Origin of the sequence: Paenibacillus oryzisoli, assembly GCF_050467285.1 — a bacterium.
GTDB lineage: Bacteria > Bacillota > Bacilli > Paenibacillales > NBRC-103111 > Paenibacillus_E > Paenibacillus_E oryzisoli_A.
Genome location: NZ_JBCMUN010000005.1, coordinates 654,994 through 677,243, shown reverse-complemented (window position 1 = coordinate 677,243; position 22,250 = coordinate 654,994). Strand labels below are relative to the sequence as shown.

General features: G+C 46.0%; 7 protein-coding genes. All 7 read left to right on the top strand.

The features are described from left to right. Position 1: 1 nt before the first annotated feature. The 7 genes from ABE504_RS08750 to ABE504_RS08720 all read left to right on the top strand — a co-directional run bounded on the left by ABE504_RS08750 (position 2) and on the right by ABE504_RS08720 (position 22,224). Positions 2-1,357: a sulfatase-like hydrolase/transferase gene (locus ABE504_RS08750; protein ID WP_430087207.1), complete on the top strand. Its 1,356-nt coding sequence runs from the start codon at positions 2-4 to the stop codon at positions 1,355-1,357. 237 nt (positions 1,358-1,594) lie between these two features. Next, a complete protein-coding gene (locus tag ABE504_RS08745) occupies positions 1,595-4,807 on the top strand; it encodes a LamG-like jellyroll fold domain-containing protein (protein ID WP_430087204.1) in 3,213 nt (1,070 codons plus the stop codon). A gap of 22 nt (positions 4,808-4,829) precedes the next feature. After that, positions 4,830-8,072 carry a LamG-like jellyroll fold domain-containing protein gene (locus ABE504_RS08740; RefSeq protein ID WP_430087201.1) on the top strand — a complete coding sequence of 1,081 codons (3,243 nt, stop codon included), beginning with the start codon at positions 4,830-4,832 and terminating at the stop codon, positions 8,070-8,072. Positions 8,073-8,417: 345 nt separating this feature from the next. Continuing rightward, positions 8,418-11,648, top strand: coding sequence for a LamG-like jellyroll fold domain-containing protein (locus tag ABE504_RS08735; RefSeq protein ID WP_430087198.1), 3,231 nt, complete (start codon positions 8,418-8,420; stop codon positions 11,646-11,648). Between the two features lie 112 nt (positions 11,649-11,760). After that, on the top strand, positions 11,761-12,630 hold the full coding sequence (locus tag ABE504_RS08730) for a helix-turn-helix domain-containing protein (protein ID WP_430087195.1): 870 nt from the start codon (positions 11,761-11,763) through the stop codon (positions 12,628-12,630). Between the two features lie 90 nt (positions 12,631-12,720). Further along, positions 12,721-15,213 carry a glycosyl hydrolase family 95 catalytic domain-containing protein gene (locus tag ABE504_RS08725; RefSeq protein WP_430087192.1) on the top strand — a complete coding sequence of 831 codons (2,493 nt, stop codon included), beginning with the start codon at positions 12,721-12,723 and terminating at the stop codon, positions 15,211-15,213. 75 nt (positions 15,214-15,288) lie between these two features. Beyond that, positions 15,289-22,224 (top strand): Ig-like domain-containing protein, encoded by a 6,936-nt coding sequence (locus ABE504_RS08720; protein ID WP_430087189.1) that lies wholly within the window; start codon positions 15,289-15,291, stop codon positions 22,222-22,224. Positions 22,225-22,250 lie beyond the last annotated feature (26 nt).

Genomic DNA, 22,250 nt, shown 5'->3' with positions numbered 1-22,250 from the left:
AATGAAAAAAAAATCGAATGTCATTGTATTTTTTACCGACCAGCAGCGGTTTGACACGACGGGAGTTCACGGGAACCCCCTGGGTCTGACCCCGAATTTTGACCGTATGGCGATGGAAGGCACTCATATCTATAATTCCTTTACATGTCAACCTGTATGCGGACCCGCAAGATCTTCCCTGCAGACAGGGAAATATGCGACGGCAACAGGATGCTATATTAATGGTATTCCACTGCGACAAGACGAGAAGACATTGGCTCATCATTTTAATGAGGCAGGCTATCACACGGGCTATATTGGGAAGTGGCACTTGGCTGGGCAGGAACCTGTTCTTGAACATCAACGCGGCGGTTATCAATATTGGCTAGGCGCCAATGTTCTTGAATATTCATCGGATGCTTACGATACGGTGATGTATGACAACGATAATAAGCCGGTGAAGCTTCCTGGGTACAGAGTGGATGCGCAAACGGATGCCGCGATCCGTTATATTGACCAGCATAAGGACGAGCCGTTCTTCCTTTTCTTATCTTATCTAGAACCGCACCACCAAAATCATTCCGATAATTATCCGGCTCCGCGGGGCTACGAAGAGCGCTATAGTGGCAGTCAATTTGTACCTGGCGATCTTGCTTCATTGGGAGGCACAGCGCATGCGCATCTCGGCGGCTACTACGGAATGGTCAAACGGATCGATGAGGCGCTGGGTCGTTTGATGGACAGCTTAATCAGTCTAGGACTGGAAGAAGATACGATCATCATGTTCACTTCGGATCATGGATGTCACTTCAAGACCAGAAACAGTGAATATAAGCGGTCTTGTCATGACAGTTCCATTCGTGTACCTACCGCTTTTACTGGCGGGTGCTTCAAGTCCGGCGGCCGAGTGAAGGAGTTGGTTTCTTTAGTCGATCTTCCGCCAACCTTGCTCGATGCAGCAGGCATTCCGGTTCCGGATTCCATGCAAGGCCGCTCAGTTCTTCCGCTGGTTCGTGGTGAAAAGGAAGGATGGCCAGAGGAAGTTCTGGTACAAATCAGCGAGTCCCAGGTTGGCCGTGCGATTCGCACACAGCGCTGGAAATACAGTGTAAGGGCAACAGGTGTAAATGACAGCAAGGATGCAGGCGCTGATACGTATGGGGAAGATTTTCTCTATGATCTTCAGTCTGACCCGCATGAGTTAAACAATTTGATTGGCGTAGAGGCATTTAATCACATCGCTGCGGAATTGCGCATGCGTTTGATTGCTCGCATGCAAGAAGCTGGAGAAACAGCTCCTACGATTAAGCCGGCAGAGGTTAAGCTCAACTCGGGCGCCAGAAGGGTATCCATCAGCGACCTTCGCAAAAAATTGTAATGTAAGCCTGCAAGGATCACTAGTCTAAACTTGTTCCGAGAAAGCGTAGACTAGTGATCTTTTTTTAGAGAGTGTTGTAAGCGCTTAATTCATTGATCACAGATGAGAGGGTGTTGTGGGAGAGAAGAACACTGTTTGAAAGGAGGTGATGAAGACATGTCATATCCGAAATAGGACAAAGGCACCGTCTTTCACGCTTATTTTATTAACCGTAATTATTTTAGAGAGGTGAAAAGATTGAAGTTAAAAAAGATGAAAAACCGCATTGTATTTGTATTAGGCACATTATCTTTAGTAAGTACGCTCGTCCCTGTTGCCGCTGTTCAGGCTGCGACGAACCCCGCAATTCTACTGGATGCCAGTACTTCTGCTACTAGCGTATCCCCTTCAGTACTTGGCGCTAACCAGCGGTATAATCTCGACGGTAGAGGGATGTTCGATTCCGTCAACAAAGAAGTCTACGCCGATTTCTACGCTAGCTATATCAACTCAGGAATTAAATCTATGCGCTACCCTGGCGGTACGGTCGCCAACTTATTTCAGTGGCAGCGTGGGGTAGGAAATGGAAACGGTACCAATCCGGATAGCGGCTTGCCTCAGATTCATGGCATGGATATGACGCCCGATCCTGGGAATTTCAATTTGGATGAAGCGCTGAAATTTGCGGAGAACACAGGGAACGAGCTTACCTATATGTATGCGATGGGGAATGGAAGTCCTGCGGATGCGGCCAATCTGGTTCAATATTTAAATGGCACCGATTCAAATAATCCTTATGTGCAATTAAGAGTCAGCAACGGTCACACCGCTCCTTATCATATTAAGTATTTTGAGATCGGGAATGAATCTGGACCAGGTCCTCAAAATTATTGGTTAGATGGCATTCCAAACTCCGTGAATACTTGGCAAAACGCTTATGTTAACGGAGGAATCGCTTCATTCACTAGACAGGCAGTCGTGCTTAAAACGGATTGGAGTTCCTTGAAGAAAGGTTCTTATACGAGTAACGGCACCGCGGGACAAGAAGTATATGCGGCTTATGGACCTCCAACAGCAGGAACGGATACGCTCTATGTTGGCGGCTCGGCTTGGACACGAGTAACGTCCATTGCGGGCTACGGCCCGAATGATCCGGTGTATCAAATCAACTATACTAGCGGACTTATTACGTTTGGCGATGGCGTCAACGGTAAGATTCCACCGGCAAACGCAACGATATCGATTTCTTACAGCGCTCAGAAAATGGGTTATAAAGACTACTACACGGCGATGAAAAGTGTCGATCCCACGATTAAGATCATTAGTAATGTATCTGATGAAAAGGTGATCCAGGCTTTCCGTGATTCCAACGTCCCCTATGACGGCATGACGATGCACTTATACACATCTGCCAATAATCCTAGCAGCGTAGCGGACTATTATTCACAATCGATGGTGGGTGCAGGTCTAACCGTGAATTGGGTAGCCGGTAAACAAAATGCGCTAAAAAACGAACCTCTCTCTGGCGGCATTGTATACCCCTCCGAATATGGTCTAAGCGGCAATAAAGCGTATCCGAATTATCTGCTCGGTTTGGGAGCCGGGCTATTCCATGGGAAAATCCTAATGAAGTTCATGCAAAACGGTATACAGGCTGCTGACAAACACAGTCTGATTGACACATGGGGCGTCAATGATAGTCTTGGCACTGGTAATTTTGCGATCTTCAACAATAACAACACAGCTGGAAGCTCAAATTTCACACCGAGTGTAACCGCCGAGGTATTTAAGCTGCTCGCCAACATGACCGGTGAGACAGCATTAAATACAGCTGATATCGTTAACATGCCGAAATACTTCGGTAGTCAAAATGCTTTAGATGTACTGGCCACCAAAAATGCAAACGGCGATTTATTCTTGCTTGTACTCAATGAGGATAATGCAACGAGCTATACGACAAAAGTGACGATTGCCAATTATCAACCAGGATCGACAGCTACGGTTTGGAAGTTAGGAGAAGGACTTGGGCTCGATGCCTACAATACATCCGGACAGGCTCCTACCGTTGTTACTCAAGTTTCTACGCTGTCTGTGCCAGGAAATGAATTTACGTACACGTTCCCTGCACATACCATGACAGCAATTAAATTGAACGGATATATAATGCCACCCGTTGTTGACTCGGGAACAGCCAATTACAAGATGGATGAAACATCGGGTACGACGGCTTCCGACGCTTCGGGCAACAATCACACAGCTACTCTCCAATCTTCAGGCGGGACTGCAAGCTGGGATGCCAACGGCGGTAAGGTTAAGGGAGCTCTGCATTTGGCACCGACAGTAAACAGCAGCACGTATTATGGGAACTACTATGCAAGCATTCCGAATTTTTTCGATCCTGCAGCTACGGATTTTTCCTTTGCAGCTTGGGTCAAGCCTGATCAAGAAGCGGCTTCAGGTACCAACCAAACAATTTTTGCCCAAGAAGGCACTTTGGGCCGAAGTATTCTTTATCGCACAAGTACGGGAAAATTAAACTCGTTCCTTGGCGGTGTAACGACATCGACTACAGGAGTCATTCCAATAGGCAGCTGGACGCATGTCGCTCTAGTCAAAAGCGGAAGCACGGTGAAGATGTATCTGAATGGCGTTCTGGATAAAACATCAACGGTAGCAACGGAATCAGCAACAGGTGACTTCCGGTTGGGTGCGCATAAAGCGCCTTCCTACAATAGTGCGAACTGGAATGGTTGGCTTGATGAAGTGCAACTCACGAAATCAGCTTTAACGGATGCACAAATCCAAAATATGTATAACGGACTTGCACCTATCGCTCAATACCGAATGAATGAATACGCTGGTTCCTCGGCTTCAGATAGTTCAGGCAACAACCATCCCGCTTCCCTCGTCGCTTCTTCTGGCGGAATCCTCAGCTGGACTCCAGCCGGAAAGGCAGCAGGCGCTCTTAATTTTGTTCCATCCGGATCAAATTCCTATGGCAATTATTATGCTAGCATTCCAAACCTGTTTGATCCCGCAGCTACAAACTTCACAATCTCAGCTTGGGTTAACCTCGCAGCGGCCACGGCAACAGGAACCAATCAGGCGATTTTCGCCCAAGAAGGCAGTTCAGGGCGCAATTTGCTCTATCGAGATGCTGCTACGGGGACACTTCGATCGTTTCTTGGCGGAGTGGTTACGACGACGACAGGAGCCGTACCGATGGGAGAATGGACGCATGTCGCTTTAGTCAATGACGGAGGCACGATCCAACTCTATATCAATGGCGTCGCAGATGGGACAGCAGCCGTAACCGTTAATTCCTCCACGGGAAATTTCCGCATCGGCGCAAATAAGTCTCCATCCTCTTCCAATGCCAATTGGAACGGCATGATCGATGAATTACAAATCTTTCAGGCGGCATTGACGCCAACGGAGATAAGCCATGTTGCTAATGGAGTTGCACCATAATCTGGAAAGAGGTAAAGCAACTATGAAAACAAAAGTTATCACTAAAAAAGTCCTATTTCTTTTAGGCGCACTAACGATGGGAAGTACGTTTGTACCGCATGGACCGGTCCATGCAGCGACGACGCCGACAATTACATTGGATGCGAACACCAATGCAGCCAGCGTATCCCCCCATCTTTTTGGCGCTAATGATCGTTTCTTCAGCAATGGCGTTGGTAAGTATGATCCCGTTAATCAGCAGGTCTATCCCGATTTCGTTACAAGTTATAACGAGATCGGATTTAAGACGATGCGTTATCCGGCGGGCACAGCAGCTAACTTGTACTGGTGGCAGCGTGCTGTAGGCAATGGAAACAATACGAACCCTGATAGCGGACTTGACCAAATTCATGGTAAAACGTTAGCCCCAGAACCCACAAATTTCAACTTGGATAAGGCGCTTCAATTTACTGAAAGCACGGGCACCATGCTGACCTATATGTACAATATGGGGAATGGCAATCCGAGCGATGCCGCTAATCTGGTTCAGTATTTGAACGGGACAGATGCGAGTAATCCTTATGTGCAACTGAGAATGAGCAACGGACATCCCGCGCCTTACCATATCACTTACTTTGAGATCGGAAACGAGACGGGGCCAGGGCAGTTGTATTGGTTGGATGGCAACCGTGGAGGCCATTCGGAGCAAGATTTCTATGTCAATGGCGGAACCGTCAAGTATTGGATGCAGCCTGTCGTACTCAAGACCGATTGGCGTTCAATCAAGAAAGATTATGGCGGTAACTATATAAGCAGCTATAAAAGCACGGGCGTATCCGGCCAACAAGTGTATGCAGCTTATGGTCCAGTAACAACGGGAAGCGATATCCTTTATGTAAATGGCACGGCTTGGACGAGAGTAAGTTCATTTACTGGTTACAACTCCACAGATCCTGTGTATCAAATGGATAATGCCAGTGGTCTCATCACGTTTGGAGATGGAACCAATGGTATGATTCCGCCGACAAATGCGACCATCGCTGTCACTTATAGCGCGTACCATTCGGGTTACAAAGACTATATTACAGCGATGAAGGCTGTAGATCCGTCCATCAAAGTGCTTAGTAATCTACACGATGATGCAACGATCGCCGCTCTGAATGCAGCCCATGTACAGTATGATGGCATGTCTATTCACGAATACACCACTGGGGGCACTAACATCAGCTTAACGGATTATTTTGCTCAAGTGATGGGATCTGCCGCTAGCAAAGCAAATGAAGTTAAATCACTGCAACAAAAACTAAAAGACAACCCTCTGTCCGGCGGCATTGTTTTCCCGTCCGAATTTGGATTGAATGGTAACCCTACTGGCTATCCGAATTTTCAAATTTCGTTAGGGGAAGCACTTTATACGGCGAAGATGCAGATGAGCTTCATGCAAATGGGACTCCCCGTTGCGACAAAGCATGCCCTTATCGACAAATGGGGTGGGAGCAACTCGGTCGGAGCGGGCAACTTTGCTATGATTAACAATAACTATACGCCGGGTTCTCCTTATAACTTTTCAAAAGATGTCACCGCTTATATGTACCAAATGCTGATTAACATGTCGGGCACAACAGCATTATCGGCACCTTCGATCACAGACATGCCTGTGTACGGGACTTCGAATCAAAATGCGATTAGTGCCGTTGCTACAAAGAATGCAAACGGCGATCTGTATCTGGTTGTCATGAATGAAGACCCTTCAAATGATTACACAACAAATGTAAATATCGCCAATTATCAAACAGGCGGGACGGCTACTGTATGGAAGTTGGGAGAAGGCAGCTCGCTTGACCAGTTCAATGCGACAGATCAGGCTCCGAGCATCGTCAATCAAACGTCCACGGTGTCCATACCTGGGAATGCTTTTACGTACACGTTCCCAGCGCACACGTTGACAGCGATCAAGTTGACTGGAACGGTAACAGAGCCGCAAGCATTAGATGCGGCGCATTACCAATTGAATGAATCCACGGGCTCCACCGCCGCGGATATTGGAGGCCATTACCATACGGCTACCCTCGTAGCGACTTCCGGCGGAACGCTGAACTGGGATCCCAACTCAACAACAGGGATAAAAGGCGTGCTTCATTATGTGCCAACAGGATCAAATACCTATGGCAATTACTATGTGAGTGTTCCGAATTTCCTTGATCCTGCGGCGTCAGATTTTACAATGTCTGCTTGGGTCAATCTCGCACAAGAGTCCACGCCTGGCAGCAATCAGACCATCTTTGCTCAAGAAGGCTCGACAGGACGAAATATTCTGTATCGAGAAGCAGGTACAGGAAAATTAAAATCATACCTTGGCGGAGTAACCACAACCTCGACAAGCGTCATTCCAACAGGAGAATGGACGCATGTCGCTTTGGTCAAAAGCGGAGGCACGATCACACTCTATATCAATGGAGCAGCAGATACGACGGCAGCCGTAGCTGCGGAGTCTTCGACAGGAAATTTCCGCATTGGGGCGCATAAAGCGCCGACTAACGGCAATGCGAATTGGAACGGCGCAATGGATGAAGTCCAAATTGTTAATGCGGCATTAACGTCAGCACAGATTCAAAATATGGCTAACAAACTATCTCCTCTAGCCTATTATCAATTGAATGAATCTACGGGCACCGCCGCCGCAGATGTGACAGGCAACACGTATACAGGCACCCTCGTCGCCAATTCTGGCGGAACGTTAGGCTGGAATCCAACAGGAGGGATTAACAACTCTGGCGCATTGGAGATTGCGCCAACAGGATCGAATACCTATGGAAATTATTATGTAAGTATTCCGAATCTCTTTAATCCAGCCGCTACAGACTTTACGCTGACTGCTTGGGTTAAGCTCGCTGCATCGACGGGAGTTGGAAGTACGCAAACGATCTTTGCCCAAGAAGGTAGTACAGGGAGAAATATGCTTTATCGAGATGCAAGTACAGGGAGATTAAACTCATTCCTTGGCGGAGTTACGATAACTTCTGCAAAGGCCATTACAACAGGAGAATGGACACATGTGGCTTTGGTCAAAAGCGGAGGCACGATCACGCTCTATATCAATGGAGCGGTGGATGCGACGGCAGCAGCAACTCCTGAGTCCTCAACAGGGAATTTCCGCATTGGTGCGCATAAAACACCGAACACCGGCAATGCGAACTGGAACGGTGCAATGGATGAAGTGCAAATATTTAATCAGGCATTAACGCCAGCCTCGGTCCAGAACATCTACAAGGGAATGACACCATAATAATGACTTCATTTCCATCTAAGGAGATGCAAATGAAATAAAGTATCCAGTTAAACCGTTTTCTTCCTTATCCACAAACAAGCGTTGGGTGATGGTCAATTGGAAGCGACGGAATTCCGCACGGCGGTTTCCTCGACTACCGGGAACTAACAATAAATCCTCATGGTTATGTTAACATGGGGATTTTTAACCATCCACACGCGAACGAGCAAGAAAAGTAATTGATGAATATTCAACTAAATTACCTGATTATATTACCTATTATGTAAAAATAAATATGATAACATCAAATATATACTATATTTTAGTATATGTTCTAAAATTAAATCGAAGAGGTGACAATTGATGAGGTTAAGACAAGCAAGACAGCGCTTTACAGGTTTTTTAGGCACTTGCGTAATGATAAGCATGTTGGTCCCGATTGCTTCGGTTCAAGCAGCGACAAATCCGGAAATTGTTCTGGATGCAAACACGTCGGTAACGAGTGTGTCTCCGTTGGTGCTTGGTGCCAACTCCCGGTTTTTCAAAAATGGTGTTGGCCTGTATGATTCGGTTAACAAAGCCGTTTATGCGGACTTCTACGCGAATTACACGAATGCCGGTATAAAGTCGATGCGATATCCGGGAGGTACGGTTGGGAATTTATTTAAGTGGCAGCGTGCAGTAGGAAATGGAAGCGGTACCAATCCGGACAGCGGAATTCCGCAAATTCACGGCATGGATATGACTCCCCAATCGGTAGATTTCAACTTGGATGAAGCGCTGAAATTTACAGAAAGCGCAGGGAGTGAGCTCAGTTACATGTACGGAATAGGAAACGGCAATCCTACCGATGCAGCGAATCTAGTCCAATACCTGAATGGTACCGATACGAATAATCCCTATGTACAGTTAAGAATCAGCAATGGTCATCCTGCGCCCTATCATATCAAGTATTTTGAGATTGGGAACGAATCAGGCCCTGGTCCTCAAAATTATTGGTTGGATGGAATTCCTAACTATAACGACTACAGAACTGCTTATGTGAACGGAAGTAATGTTTCATTTACCAGACAACCTGTCGTACTCCAATCCGATTGGACCTCCTTAAAGAAGGGAAGTTACGGTAGCACAGGCCTACCGGGGCAACAAGTGTATGCGGCTTATGGCGCTCCTATGACCTCAGGTACGGATACGCTCTACGTGAATGGCACGGCTTGGACGAGAGTCAGTTCTTTTGCAAGTTTCAGCTCAACAGATACGGTGTATCAGATCGATTATACGAGCGGTCTTATTACGTTTGGGGATGGTGTCCACGGAAAAGTTCCTCCAGCCGCAGCGACGATAGCGATCTCATACAGTGCTTATCATCACGGATACAAAGATTATGTAACAGCGATGAAAAATGCCGACCCCTCAATCCTAATATTTAGTAATTTTTATGACGACCAAGCGATTCAAGCCTTCCGCGATGCCAATGTTTCTTACGATGGCATGGTCATACATCCATATACAAAAGTCGCAAATGCAAGCAGTTTGACAGACTTATATTCGCAATCGATGGTCGCTGCAGGCTTCTCTTCGAATTGGGTCGTCGGACTGAAGAACAAATTGAAAAACGAACCGCTCTCAGGCGGTATTGTATACCCTTCCGAATATGCTTTTTCGGGTCTGGATACGAAAGCCACTAACTATCCTTCATATGCAAGCTATCTAAAGGGATTGGGAGCTGCGCTTTATACCGCGAAGACTCTGATGGTTTATCTGCAAAATGGTGTGCAGATTGCAGACAGACACAGTCTCATTGATACTTGGGGAACGAATGATTCTCTGGGCCTAGGAACATTCGGGATCTTTGACAATAACAATGTAGCAGGTAGTGCATATAATTTTACACCAAGTGTATCTGCAGAGGTGTTTAAATTGCTAGGCACAATGACTGGTTCGACCGTATTAAGCGAACCGACGATCGTGAATATGCCTACCTACTTTGGCAGTCAGAATGCTTTAAAAGCACTGGCTACCAAAAATACAAATGGCGATGTATACGTGCTAGTTCTAAACGAAGACCCTTCACGCAGTTTTACTTCAAATATTAATATTGCCAACTACCAACCGGGTTCAACAGCTACAGTCTGGAAACTGGGTGAAGGCAATGCGCTGGACGAGTTCAATCAGAGGGATCAAGCTCCTACCGTCCTGAATCAAGTCTCTACTATGTCTGTTCCAGGCAATTCGTTTACGTATACATTCCCGGCGCACAGTATGACAGCCATCAAGTTAAACGGCTATGTAATACCACCAATTGTCGATTCGGGAACAGCAACTTACAAGATGGATGAAACATCTGGCACGAACGTATCCGATACTTCGGGCAATAATCACACGGCTGCTCTCATGTCTTCAGGTGGTACTGCAAGCTGGAGTGCTAATGGCAAAGTCAATGGAGCACTGCAATTAACACCGACAGGATCAAGCACATATGGCGATTACTATGTAAGCGTGCCGAACTTTTTTGATCCGGTAACTACGGATTTCTCTTTTGCATCCTGGATCAAACTTGATCAAGACGCTGGCGTCGGTTCCAATCAGACGATTTTTAGTCAGGAAGGCACAACGGGCCGCAGTATTCTTTATCGAGATTCCAACACAGGGAAATTAAACTCATTTCTGGGCGGCACAGCGACAACAACGACTGGCATCGTTCCACTTAACACTTGGACGCACGTAGCACTGGTCAAAAGCGGAAGCACAGTCAAGATTTATCTCAATGGCGTGCTGGATAAAACGGCAACCGTTACAACGGAATCCGCAACAGGAAATTTCCGATTGGGGGCTCATAAATCGCCTTCAAGCACGAGTGCAAACTGGAATGGTCTGATCGATGAAGTACAACTGGTGAAAGTGGCTTTCACGGAGGAACAAATTCAAAATATGTATAGCGGACTTGCCCCAATTGCCCAATACCGAATGAATGAGTATACAGGTACTTTGGCGCAGGATATATCGGGGAATAACCATAATGCTTCCCTTGTGGCAACATCTGGCGGCAGTCTGAACTGGACTCCTTCCGGTAAGGTGGCTGGCGCACTTCGCTTTACGCCATCCGGATCTGCTAGATATGGCGATTATTATGCCAGTATCCCTAATTTCTTTGATCCTGCAGTGTCAAACTTTACCTTAGCGGCATGGGTGAAACTTGACCAGGCATCGGATCCCGGTACGAATCAAGCGATTTTTGCTCAAGAAGGCACTACAGGGCGTAATTTGCTGTATCGTGATGGAGGTACCGGGAAGTTGCGATCGTACATTGGCGGCGTTACTACGTCTAGTTCTGGGGTAATTCCTGAGGGAGTCTGGACTCATGTGGCCTTGGTGAAAAATGGAGCAACCACCCAATTCTACATCAACGGGGTTCCAGATACGATGGCAACCGTAGCAGCCGAGTCCTCGACAGGAAATTTCCGCTTAGGCGCAAATAAATCGCCTTCGTATAACAATGCGAATTGGAACGGTGCGATGGATGAAGTGCAGATCTTTAAACAAGCTTTAAATCCGACGGAAGTCGACAATATTTCCAGAGGATTGATGCCTTAACAGATAGAATAAGTTTTTCGATTCAACTTAGGAATCTCATTGAAATCAAACAGGCCTTGGACCGTTTTTCCCTTGGCTTGTTTGATTTTCAGCTTGGAAGGAGCGTACTCGAATGAACCCAATGAGGAAGGACTTTGATGCACAGCCGACGTTCCCCTTTTCATTTGTTTGTAAGGAAACCAAAACAATACAACGAGAACTACCGGATCATTTGCATGATTGGTTTGAGCTTGTATTTGTTCACGGTGGCAAAGGATCTTTTTTTATCGATCAAACCATTTATGATATAGGTGCAGGGGACCTCTTTATAATTCCTGGAAATACCATACATCGCGCATTGCCTGACAATCACGAACCTGTAACTTCATCCGCCATTTTTTTTAATCCCTTTTTTATTGATGCAACGTCTTTTTGTGAACCATTCTCTTATTTGCAATGCTTTGAGTATGCTCGGAAAAACAAATCCTTTAGACATACATGTACACCTGCGCTGATTCAGATCATTGAAACCGAATTCAACCGAATTGAACTAGAATTACAATCTCAATGCATTGGTCATTGGCATGCTGTAGTGCTGCATATTCAACGTATCTTGCTTGAAGTCAATCGTGAAATTGAATTTGGGAAGAATGAAAAGGAAAACGTGGATTTCGGACGCGGTCCCGCATGGATGAGAACGATTTTGCAGTTTGTTGACCTGCACTTCACAGAAGACCTCTCGCTTCATACCTTATGTGTTCGTGCAGCGGTAAGTCCCGCACATTTCAGTAGAGTGTTCAAGCACTTAACCGGAATGAACGTTACGGAATATATCTTACTAAAACGTATTATTCATGCTAAAAACCTTTTGCTTGAAACCGAAGACAAGGTATCAACAATTGCCGGTTTGTGTGGTTTCGATAGTATGTCCCATTTTTACAGGGTATTTAAACAATATGTAGGTGTAACCCCAGTTTCACTCAGAAAGCAATCTAACGACTGATATAACATCAAAATAAAGTACAAAAATGATAATTTTAAGTATATATTTTAGTTGATTTTAGTTATAAAATGTAGTTAAAATGTTTCCTGAATGGGAGGGTTATCTTTGGTCATACGTGGTATTCACTCACACACACCTGCGATTTCCTGGAAGGATGGGATGGTAAGTGGAAACGGATTATTAGGGGTTATTGTTTATGGAAATCCCTTGCAAGACACTTACATTTATCAGAATACGAAGTTTAATGTTCCTAATTCAGGGGTGCGGGAAGCTCCTGACATTAGCGGAGTTCTGAAGGAGGTTCGAGATTTAACATTAGCTGGTGATGGCAAATCGGCTGCACTGACATCTTCTGCAGCAGCAACAACGTGGCTTAAAGAATATACAGGTGACGACCAGGCAAGTTGGGACATTGTATGGACATATACGTTCCATCCGGGTTATCAGGCACATATAGACATCCCTGCAAGTGGTCTTATTACCCAATATGACAGATGGACGAATTATGAGACTGGCGAAATTGGTGTACAGTGGCATGATAACCGAGGAAATTGGCTGCGGAAAACGTTTGTTTCCAGAGTGGATAATGTAATTATGACTGTGATGGAGAAGCCGACAGAAGCAGCTGCTTTCAATGCTTCCATTCGGATAGATGTGGAATCTTTGCCTAACTTTGCTCGATCACAAATGGCCGTCGATCGTGTCATTGCTGAAGATGGCGACTATTTAGCGCTAAAGGGGAAATACGCTTCTTATCCGAACTCACCACTTCGTAACGGGGGCTATGCGGGAGTTACGAAGATTGTAACGGATGGGAAAAAAATTGTTATAAATGAAACCGTTCACATTGTTGAGGCTACACAACTTATCCTGCTGACGGTACTAGATCGTCAGGAAGGCCATTTTCAATTAGAGGATTCTGCTATTCTCAACGAACTGCTTAATGAACTGGATGCCGTAGTGAAAAAATATACATTCGATGGCAGGTTTGACTATTCAAGCGTCCTTATTCCTCATGCTCAAATACATGGTGAAATGATGAACAGAGTGACTCTCCAACTAGACAGCGATCCGAATGAACGAAGCTTGACAAGCGAACAGCTTATTTCATTGCAAAATTCGAATCCTACACAGTTAAATAAAGCTTTTGTTGAAAAAATGTTCGATTCCGGAAGGTATGTTTATATTTCATCCAGCGGTTATAATCCTCCGCGTCTGATGGGATTATGGACGGGGGAGTTTATGCCGGAATGGAGCGGGGATTTTACGACGGATGCTAACTTAAATCTTCAAATTGCAGGAGGGAATATAGGGAATACACCTGAAGCGGTTGAGAGCTACATTGATTTAATTATGCGCCATATGGATGATTGGGAGTTGAATGCGGAACGTATTTTTGGCATTCCGAATGCTATTCTTGCACCGCCAAGAACGGATGGCGATGGTGCCGCATTAACACATTTTACCATCAATGATGATTTCCCTGGCCATTACTGGATATCGGGCGCAAGTTGGATGCTGCTTCCAATCTATGAGTATTACTTAACGTATGGCAATCAACTTGTGCCAAATGGCAAAGGTCAGAAGGAACTTGTTCTACCTATGCTTTATCGCACACTCACTAAACTTGGTAACTTTTATGAAGGATTTTTAAATGAGGATTATGTAGATAGCCAGGGCAAATATCTATTTGTTCCATCGTATTCCCCTGAAAATGTTCCTGCGAACAGGCATTCTTCGCTTCAGCCTAATGCCACAATGGACATCGCTTCTGCAAGGCATGCATTGCTGATGTTGTTGAATGTTTCTCGAGGGGTTGATGCTGCCGGTGATTCAGAGAAGTGGGAACAACTATTGAATTGTCTGCCTGATTATATGTACAACTCGGATGATTCCCTTAAAGAATGGGCAATGGAAGGAATAGATGATCATCACTATCATCGTCACATTAGTCATTTGTACCCTGCATGGCCATCGCTGGAATTAAATGAAACGGGCGATACGGCACTCCACAGAGGCATTATCCGTGCTCTGGATAATCGCATCCAAAATGGCACAGAAAGTGCCGTACACGGACTAGTTCATAAGGGACTTGTTGAAGCGCGGGTAAACAGAGGGGAAGGTGTATACCAATCCTTGCTGCCGTTATTTACGGAAAGCTATATTTTCAGTGGATTAATGATGTCGCATAATGATCATTTTGCTTCTCTTTACTGTACCGATGGCCCGATTACGATTCCAGCCGTTCTGATGGAGGCATTCGTCTACTCAGATGCTGCGTCTATTACTTTTTTACCCGCACTTCCTGCGCAGTTTACGAGAGGAGAAGTCAAAGGGCTTAGAGCTAGAAATCAAACAACAATTCATTCGTTACAATGGGATTTAACAAAAGGATCCCTTCATGTCGCTTTGTGCTCAGACATACATCAACAGCTGCAGATTTCCAATCGCTTGGGAATTGGTGAAATACAGGTTTCCGGTGCATCCGCGGCTGAAGTTGCAGATAAGACGAATGCTCGTTCGCTCACGTTGTTGGCGAATCAAGCTACTACGATTACTATCACTTGGCCGATATACAAATGAAATAGTATAGAATAATTTTGGAAATTCTGCTTGGAGCCCTAATCTAGTTATCCTATACGAGAGGAAGGATTTCTGATGAAGATAGGCAGTTCAGGTAAGATATTTGCCATAATTTTGGCCCTTATAATCGTTTTAAGCGCTATACCGGTAAATACAGTTGCATATGCCGAACCAAACATAATGCCAGTATTTCAAGCATCAACAGGTTTTTCGGGAACACAGGGAACCAACAATTGGCGGTATCAATATCGTGTTTTTGATGCTGCAGCCTTTGCAGATATTCCCAATTACAGCGATTTTAGTTGGTGGAAAATGCCCGTGAACTGGGATTGGGGGCGAGTATTAAGTGATATGATAACGCCGGGAACACAAGCGGATACAGCGCGAACTTTCGTTGTTCCGGAAACCGGCAGTATCACGATTACTGCTGCTCAAGCGATTACAATTAATCCCAGTACGAATGGCGGCGCAAGACTGAAAGTGATGAAGAACGGTACGCAAATTTGGCCACAGAGTGGAGAGTGGCAGCCGCTGCTGGCGGATCAGCCGATTAATTTCCCTGGCTTGAACCTCTCGGTGGCTAGAGGAGATCGCATTTACTTCATCGTAAACAGTGGGGCCGACCATGTGAATGGCATGGATGATATTCTGTGGGATCCGCTCATTACGTATTCAGAAATTTTGCAAACGATTTCAACTACACAAGTCCAATTGGATCAACATGCATTGAATTTATACGTAGGGAGTACGGTGACATTAAATACGTACATCGCTCCAAGCGATGCGACAAATCAAAATCTCATGTGGACATCGAGTAATCCGCAGGTAGCCGTTGTCAATGACGGTCAAGTAACCGCTATATCCAATGGAAGCGCAGTTATAACGGCTACGACGTTAGATAGCGGGCTAACCGATCAATGCACAGTGACAGTATTAGGCGTGTTGCCATCGTATACGGCTTCCACAGGCTTCTCCGGTCAACAAGGCGAAGATAACTGGCGCTATCAATATCGCGTCTTTGATTCGGCAAGTTATGTGGATCTTCCGATGTACAGCCTCTTTAGTTGGTGGAAAACGGAAGTAAACTGGGATTGGGGAAGAATCTTGAGCAATATCATAACGCCGGGGACACAAGCGGATACAGCGCGAACTTTCGTTGTCCCGGAAACCGGCAATATCACGATTACCACTGCTCAAGCGATTACCATTGATCCTAATACAAGCGGTGGCGCAAGGTTGAAAGTGATGAAGAATGACACGCAAATCTGGCCGCAGAGCGACGAATGGGCACAGTTGCTTGCCAATCAGACAATTGATTTCCCAGATTTATCCGTCGCAGTGAACAGGGGAGACCGTATTTATTTCGTTGCTAACAGCGGTGCCGATCATTCTAATGGTTCCGATAATATTACATGGGACCCCATCATTGCCTATACGGATAGGACAGAGACCGTTTCGCCAACGGGGGTATTGCTGAATCAACATGAGCTGCAGCTGGCCGTTGATGATAGTGTGACATTAAACGCTGCTATTACGCCAAGTAATGCAACCAATCCCTATATTCTATGGTCATCGAGCAACCCACAAGTGGCAACCGTCTCAAACGGCCAAGTCATTGCAATATCCGGAGGAACAGCCACGATAACAGCTGTGACGGCGGATGGCGGTATTACGGACATTTGTACAGTGTTCGTAGCCGCAAGTTTACCGAAGTTTAAAGCATCGACGGGGTTCTCCAATACACAGGGAAGCAGCAACTGGCGTTATCAATACAGACTCTTTGACGAGACGGAGTACCTGGATCTCCCGCTTTACAGCCTCTTCAGTTGGTGGGAAGCGGAAGGAAGTTGGGAATGGGGGAGAATCCTTGACAATAGTGTAACACCCGGTACGCAAGGTGATACCGCACGCACCTTTATTGCTCCTGAGTCGGGCAGCATCGCAATATCTGCTGCCGGTGCAATTACGATTGATCCTAATACAAGTGGCGGCGCGCGATTGAAAGTGATGAAGAATGATACGCAAATCTGGCCGCAGAACGAGGAATGGGCGCTACTGCTAGCCAATCAGACGATTGATTTTCCGAGCTTATCCATCGCAGTGAACAGGGGGGACCGAATTTATTTCGTAGCGAACAGCGGGGCGGATCACTCCAATGGTTTTGATAATATCACATGGGATCCAGTGATTTCCTATACGAATGTGACGGAAACACGTTCCACGACAGGTATATTGCTAAATCAACATGAACTCCAACTGGCGATTGATGAAAGTGTGACATTAAGTGCAATGGTAACGCCTAATGATGCGACGAATCAGCACGTAATCTGGTCATCTAGCAACCCGCAAGTCGCTATCGTCTCCAATGGCCAAGTTACTGCCCTATCAGGCGGAACCGTTACGATAACTGCAATGACGGCGGACGGGGGTTTTACGGATAACTGTACGGTAGTTGTACCCGCAGGATTACCACGGTCTAAGGCCTCATTCGGGTTCTCCGATATCCAAGGAGGCAAACAGTGGCGTTATCAATATCGTCTCTTTGATGCAGCGGCTTTTCAAGACCTTCCTCTGTATACCTATACCTCTTGGGGGAAAGTCGCTGGCAGCTGGAATTGGGGGAGAATATGGAGCAATGGATTGACGCCGGGAACACAGGCGGATACTTCCCGGACCTATGTGGCTCCTGAATCTGGCACCGTAACGCTTTCCGCTGCCAGCGCTATTACAATTGATCCGAATACGAGCGGCGGCGCAAGATTGAAAGTAATGAAAAATGACATACAAATTTGGCCGGAGACCGAGGAATGGGCACCGCTTGCTGCCAACCAGACAATTCTTTTCCCAAGCTTGACTGTGTCCGTACTGAAAGGCGATCGCATCTATTTCATTGCAAATAGCGGAGCGAATCACTCCAACGGTTATGATAATATCACATGGGATCCGATGGTTACGTACACAAACGTAATAGATACGATTTCGCCGACAGAAGTGACGCTCAGTCAACATGCCTTGCAATTGAATGTTGATCAAACAGAGACATTAACTGCCGTAATCGCACCGAGCAATGCGATGAATCAAGTCGTGTTTTGGACTTCCAGCAATCCGCAGGTAGCTGAGGTCGTAAATGGGCAAGTGATAGGTATCTCCAGTGGAACTGCTACCATTACAGTCTCTACGGCAGATGGTGAAATTACCGACATCTGTACATTGGTTGTTGTAGGATTTTCGAATTACAAAGCTTCCTTGGGTTTTTCCGAACAACAAGGGATGCAAAATTGGCGCTATCAATACAAGTTATTTGATAGCGAAGATTATCTCGATCTGCCTGTATTTGCAAATGAGAGTTGGTGGAAGTCAGAAGGTAACTGGTCTTGGGGGAATATATGGAACAATGGCGTGACGCCAGGTAATCTGGCGGATACCGTTCGCACCTTTGTCGCTCCTGAAACGGGAACGATGTTGATTAAGGCGAATAAGCCGATTACTATAGCTCCGGAAACGAGTGGAGTCAGACTAAAGGTAATGAAAAACGATGTTCAAATTTGGCCACAAAATCAAGAGTGGCAACCGCTTCTCAAAAATCAAATGATTGATTTCCCAGTTTTAACGGAATCTGTGCTGAGAGGGGACCGTATTTATTTTATTACAAATAGTGGAGCAGACCATAAAAACGGCTTCGATAATGTTACATGGGACCCTTTTGTCAAGTATACGGCAACGGTGGATACCATTTCTCCGACACAGGTTACGCTGGATCAACACGCCTTGCAGCCGGGAATCGGTGAAAGCATAACGCTTCATGCTGCGATTACGCCTGAAAATGCCACCAATACAGCTCTTTTCTGGTCGTCTAGCAATCCGAGTGTTGCCACAGTCAAGAATGGCATCGTGACTGTTAATGGGCCTGGGACGGCAACAATAACCGTTACGACCGCTGACGGTGGATTCATGGATCAGTGTGAGGTAACGGTAGACAGCGATCAGCTCATTGAACGCAAAGAGCTGATCTACATGGTAGCGAAGGCTGTTAAGCTGCAGAACACAGCATATCAGGGTACGTTCAACGATGTGTCCTCTGACAGTCCTTATGCGGGGTTGCTGCAAAGCGCTTATGACAATCAACTTATTGATAGTCATCTGATTGCTAACGGAAACATTTACCCACAACATGCGGTAACGAAAGAGGAAGCTGCTTCCATTTTTGCAGGTGGTTACAACTACAATATGGTGCAAAATACCGCGCTAGGCGACATTGATGCCTTAGAAGATAAGGATACGATCTCTGCATGGGCCGTTGACTTTGTAAAGGCCGACCAGGAACTGGGAATCATTTATCCGAAGTCTGAATATCCGACTCAATTTGATCCGCAAGGAACAATGACACGGGTTCAGGCACTTGAAATGATAAATAGATTTCTCTTCTCCATGGATATCCAGGCGATGATTGCGGATGCGATTGCCACTGGTAAAAGCAAACTCGTGATTCCGCCGAATACGTATCGTGTGGCGCCTAAAGACGGTAATAACATCATTTTGCCAATTGAGAATGCACATGATTTGGAAATCGTTGCGGATGGCGTGACGGTAATTGGAACGAAGCTCACAAGAATGATGTCTGTGTCACAATCCTCCAATGTGACGATCAGCGGCTTTACTTTCAACTATGATCCGCTTCCGTTTACGCAAGGTCATGTCATAGCTGTTGCTTCGGATAAGCGTTCCATGGATATTCAGCTCTCAGAAGGGTATCCCCGTGAACTATATTCCAGGATAAGTGTATTTGACCCTCAAACCAGGTTCATTAAACGCGGTGTTGATTACTTATGGGGAACGGGTGGCTTAGCCAGCTGGAATGCGGATGGCACGATGCATTTGGGGAGTAAGGATAATTTGAATAATGTGGAGGTTGGCGACATCGTTACATTGGCCGCAGGAGCAGAGCAATTTGGTGTCGGGCATGCTATCGGGGTTGGAGGCAGCAGTGGGATCATGTTCAAGCATGTTACGCTGAACGCAGCTCCGGGAATGGGACTTATCGACGCTGGCGGTGAAGGCGGTACGATTTTGGATGATTTCAAGCTTATTCCGGGTCTGGCGCCTCAGGGCGCTACGGAAGCGCCATTACTAACAACGGTTTGGGACGGTATCTTATTCGGACCGGCGCATAAAGGACCTATTGTCCAGAATTCCGTGATTCAAAACGCTGGCGACGATTCCTTCAGTATTCAATCGGGGGATATGGGCGTTATGAATGTAGATGGCGATGAGATTATTATTGTGCTGAGGAATGGCGTTCAAACGCTCAAAGCAGGGGATGTTCTGCGCAGATTTAGAACATCTCCTGAAGCTGTAGTGGTTTCATCTGAGAAACTGAACAGGGCAGATTTGGGGGAATTAGTCGATCCTGCTATTTTGAATGCGATTAATACCGCGCCATCCTATAGTTTATGGGAATTTCACGAAGACGCCTACTATAAGATCAAGCTGGATCGCACCTCTCCCTTCGAGAAAGGAGAATTTATTTATAGTCCTGATCGGATGGGCAGCGGATTCGTATTTAAGAATAATCTAGTGTACAGTCCCTTCCGCGGCATATTATTGAAAACCGGAGACGGAATTATTGAGAATAACGTGTTCCGTGGTTCTGATAAAGCAATTAGCGTGAATGCTGAGGTGCCAAGCGATTCACATGCGGGAGCTGCCTACAACTTGATTATTCGGAACAATCAGTTTTTGGAGACCGGCTATCATTTCGCTGCGCCGTGGACCGATCAAGCGGGTGCTATTTCTTTCTCAAGTGTGGTGACGACTGGAAAGGCTTTCGACAACATTCAGATTGAAAACAATACCTTTGACGAAGTGAAAGGATTGAATATCAATCTGACCAATGCAGAGAACGTTCAAATCAGGGGGAACCACTTCCTGCGGACCCACTTAGGAGACCCTGGGAATACCGGCGTGGATCAAGGGATTGACCAAAGCTCTGTTATCTTTGTTCGAAATGCAGACCATGTTGAGTTTACTGATAACGTGATCGATCGGATGGGGCCGTATGCCACACAAAAGGTAAATGTTCAGGAGCCGGTCAGCGATATTGTTGGAGCAGATACTGGTGTTATCGAAGCTAATCCGGCAGCTTCTGCGTTTCTTACGAAAGCGACACTTACTGCTGCATCAGCCACTTTGAGAGGCGGAGAACGCGCAACAACACAGTTGACGGGAACGCTATCCAACAAAGCGGCCTCCGATCTAGCCGATGCTTCAGTGACTTACAGTTCAAGCAATGAAGGGGTAGCCTTTATTGATGCAGAGGGACAAATTCATGCAGGGGCCGAAGGAACAGCAAATCTGGATGCTTCAATTACGTGGCAAGGTGTAACCGTTCAAACGAATTCAGTGACCATTACCGTGCAACCGATGTTGGCAACAGGAGCCCCTGGCAAACCGGTATTATCCGATAACAGTGGGGTTGCAACGGGGCTGAACGATGGTAATTTCACAATAACGATGAATCAATGGTGGGGAAATAATGGCACTGTGTTCAAGTTATATGAAAATAATACGCTTATAGCCACGAAGCTGTTGTCAGATACCTCTCCTGCAGCGCAGCAAGTTAGCATACCTATGAATGGCAAAACCAACGGCACTTATACGTATACCGCCGAGCTTAGCAATTCTTATGGAACTACCGTCAGTGATCCGATTGTTGTTACAGTCACCAATGCTTCTCCAGGGCAACCCGTGCTTTCCCATGATAATTGGGATGGTGACGGTAACTACAAGGTAACGATGAACATGTGGTGGGGCACAAACGCCACGGAGTATCGCTTGTATGAGAATGATGTCCTGATTGCTACAATTCCCTTGGTAGCTGCAACGCCTGGCGCTCAAAGCGCAGTATTTACGGTTACAGGTAAAGCGGTTGGCACCTATTCGTACCGAGGTGAGCTGCATAATGTGCAAGGTACAGTCTCAAGTGATACGCTGATTGTCAACGTTCAGAAATAAACAGGCAAAAATCAGCTATGGTTGTT

Excerpts from the sequence above, each read along its gene's own strand:
- ABE504_RS08750 (WP_430087207.1), top strand. The coding sequence starts at position 2 with ATGAAAAAAAAATCGAATGTCATTGTATTTTTTACCGACCAGCAGCGG.
- ABE504_RS08740 (WP_430087201.1), top strand. The coding sequence starts at position 4,830 with ATGAAAACAAAAGTTATCACTAAAAAAGTCCTATTTCTTTTAGGCGCA.
- ABE504_RS08735 (WP_430087198.1), top strand. The coding sequence starts at position 8,418 with ATGAGGTTAAGACAAGCAAGACAGCGCTTTACAGGTTTTTTAGGCACT.
- ABE504_RS08730 (WP_430087195.1), top strand. The coding sequence starts at position 11,761 with ATGAACCCAATGAGGAAGGACTTTGATGCACAGCCGACGTTCCCCTTT.
- ABE504_RS08725 (WP_430087192.1), top strand. The coding sequence starts at position 12,721 with ATGGGAGGGTTATCTTTGGTCATACGTGGTATTCACTCACACACACCT.
- ABE504_RS08720 (WP_430087189.1), top strand. The coding sequence starts at position 15,289 with ATGAAGATAGGCAGTTCAGGTAAGATATTTGCCATAATTTTGGCCCTT.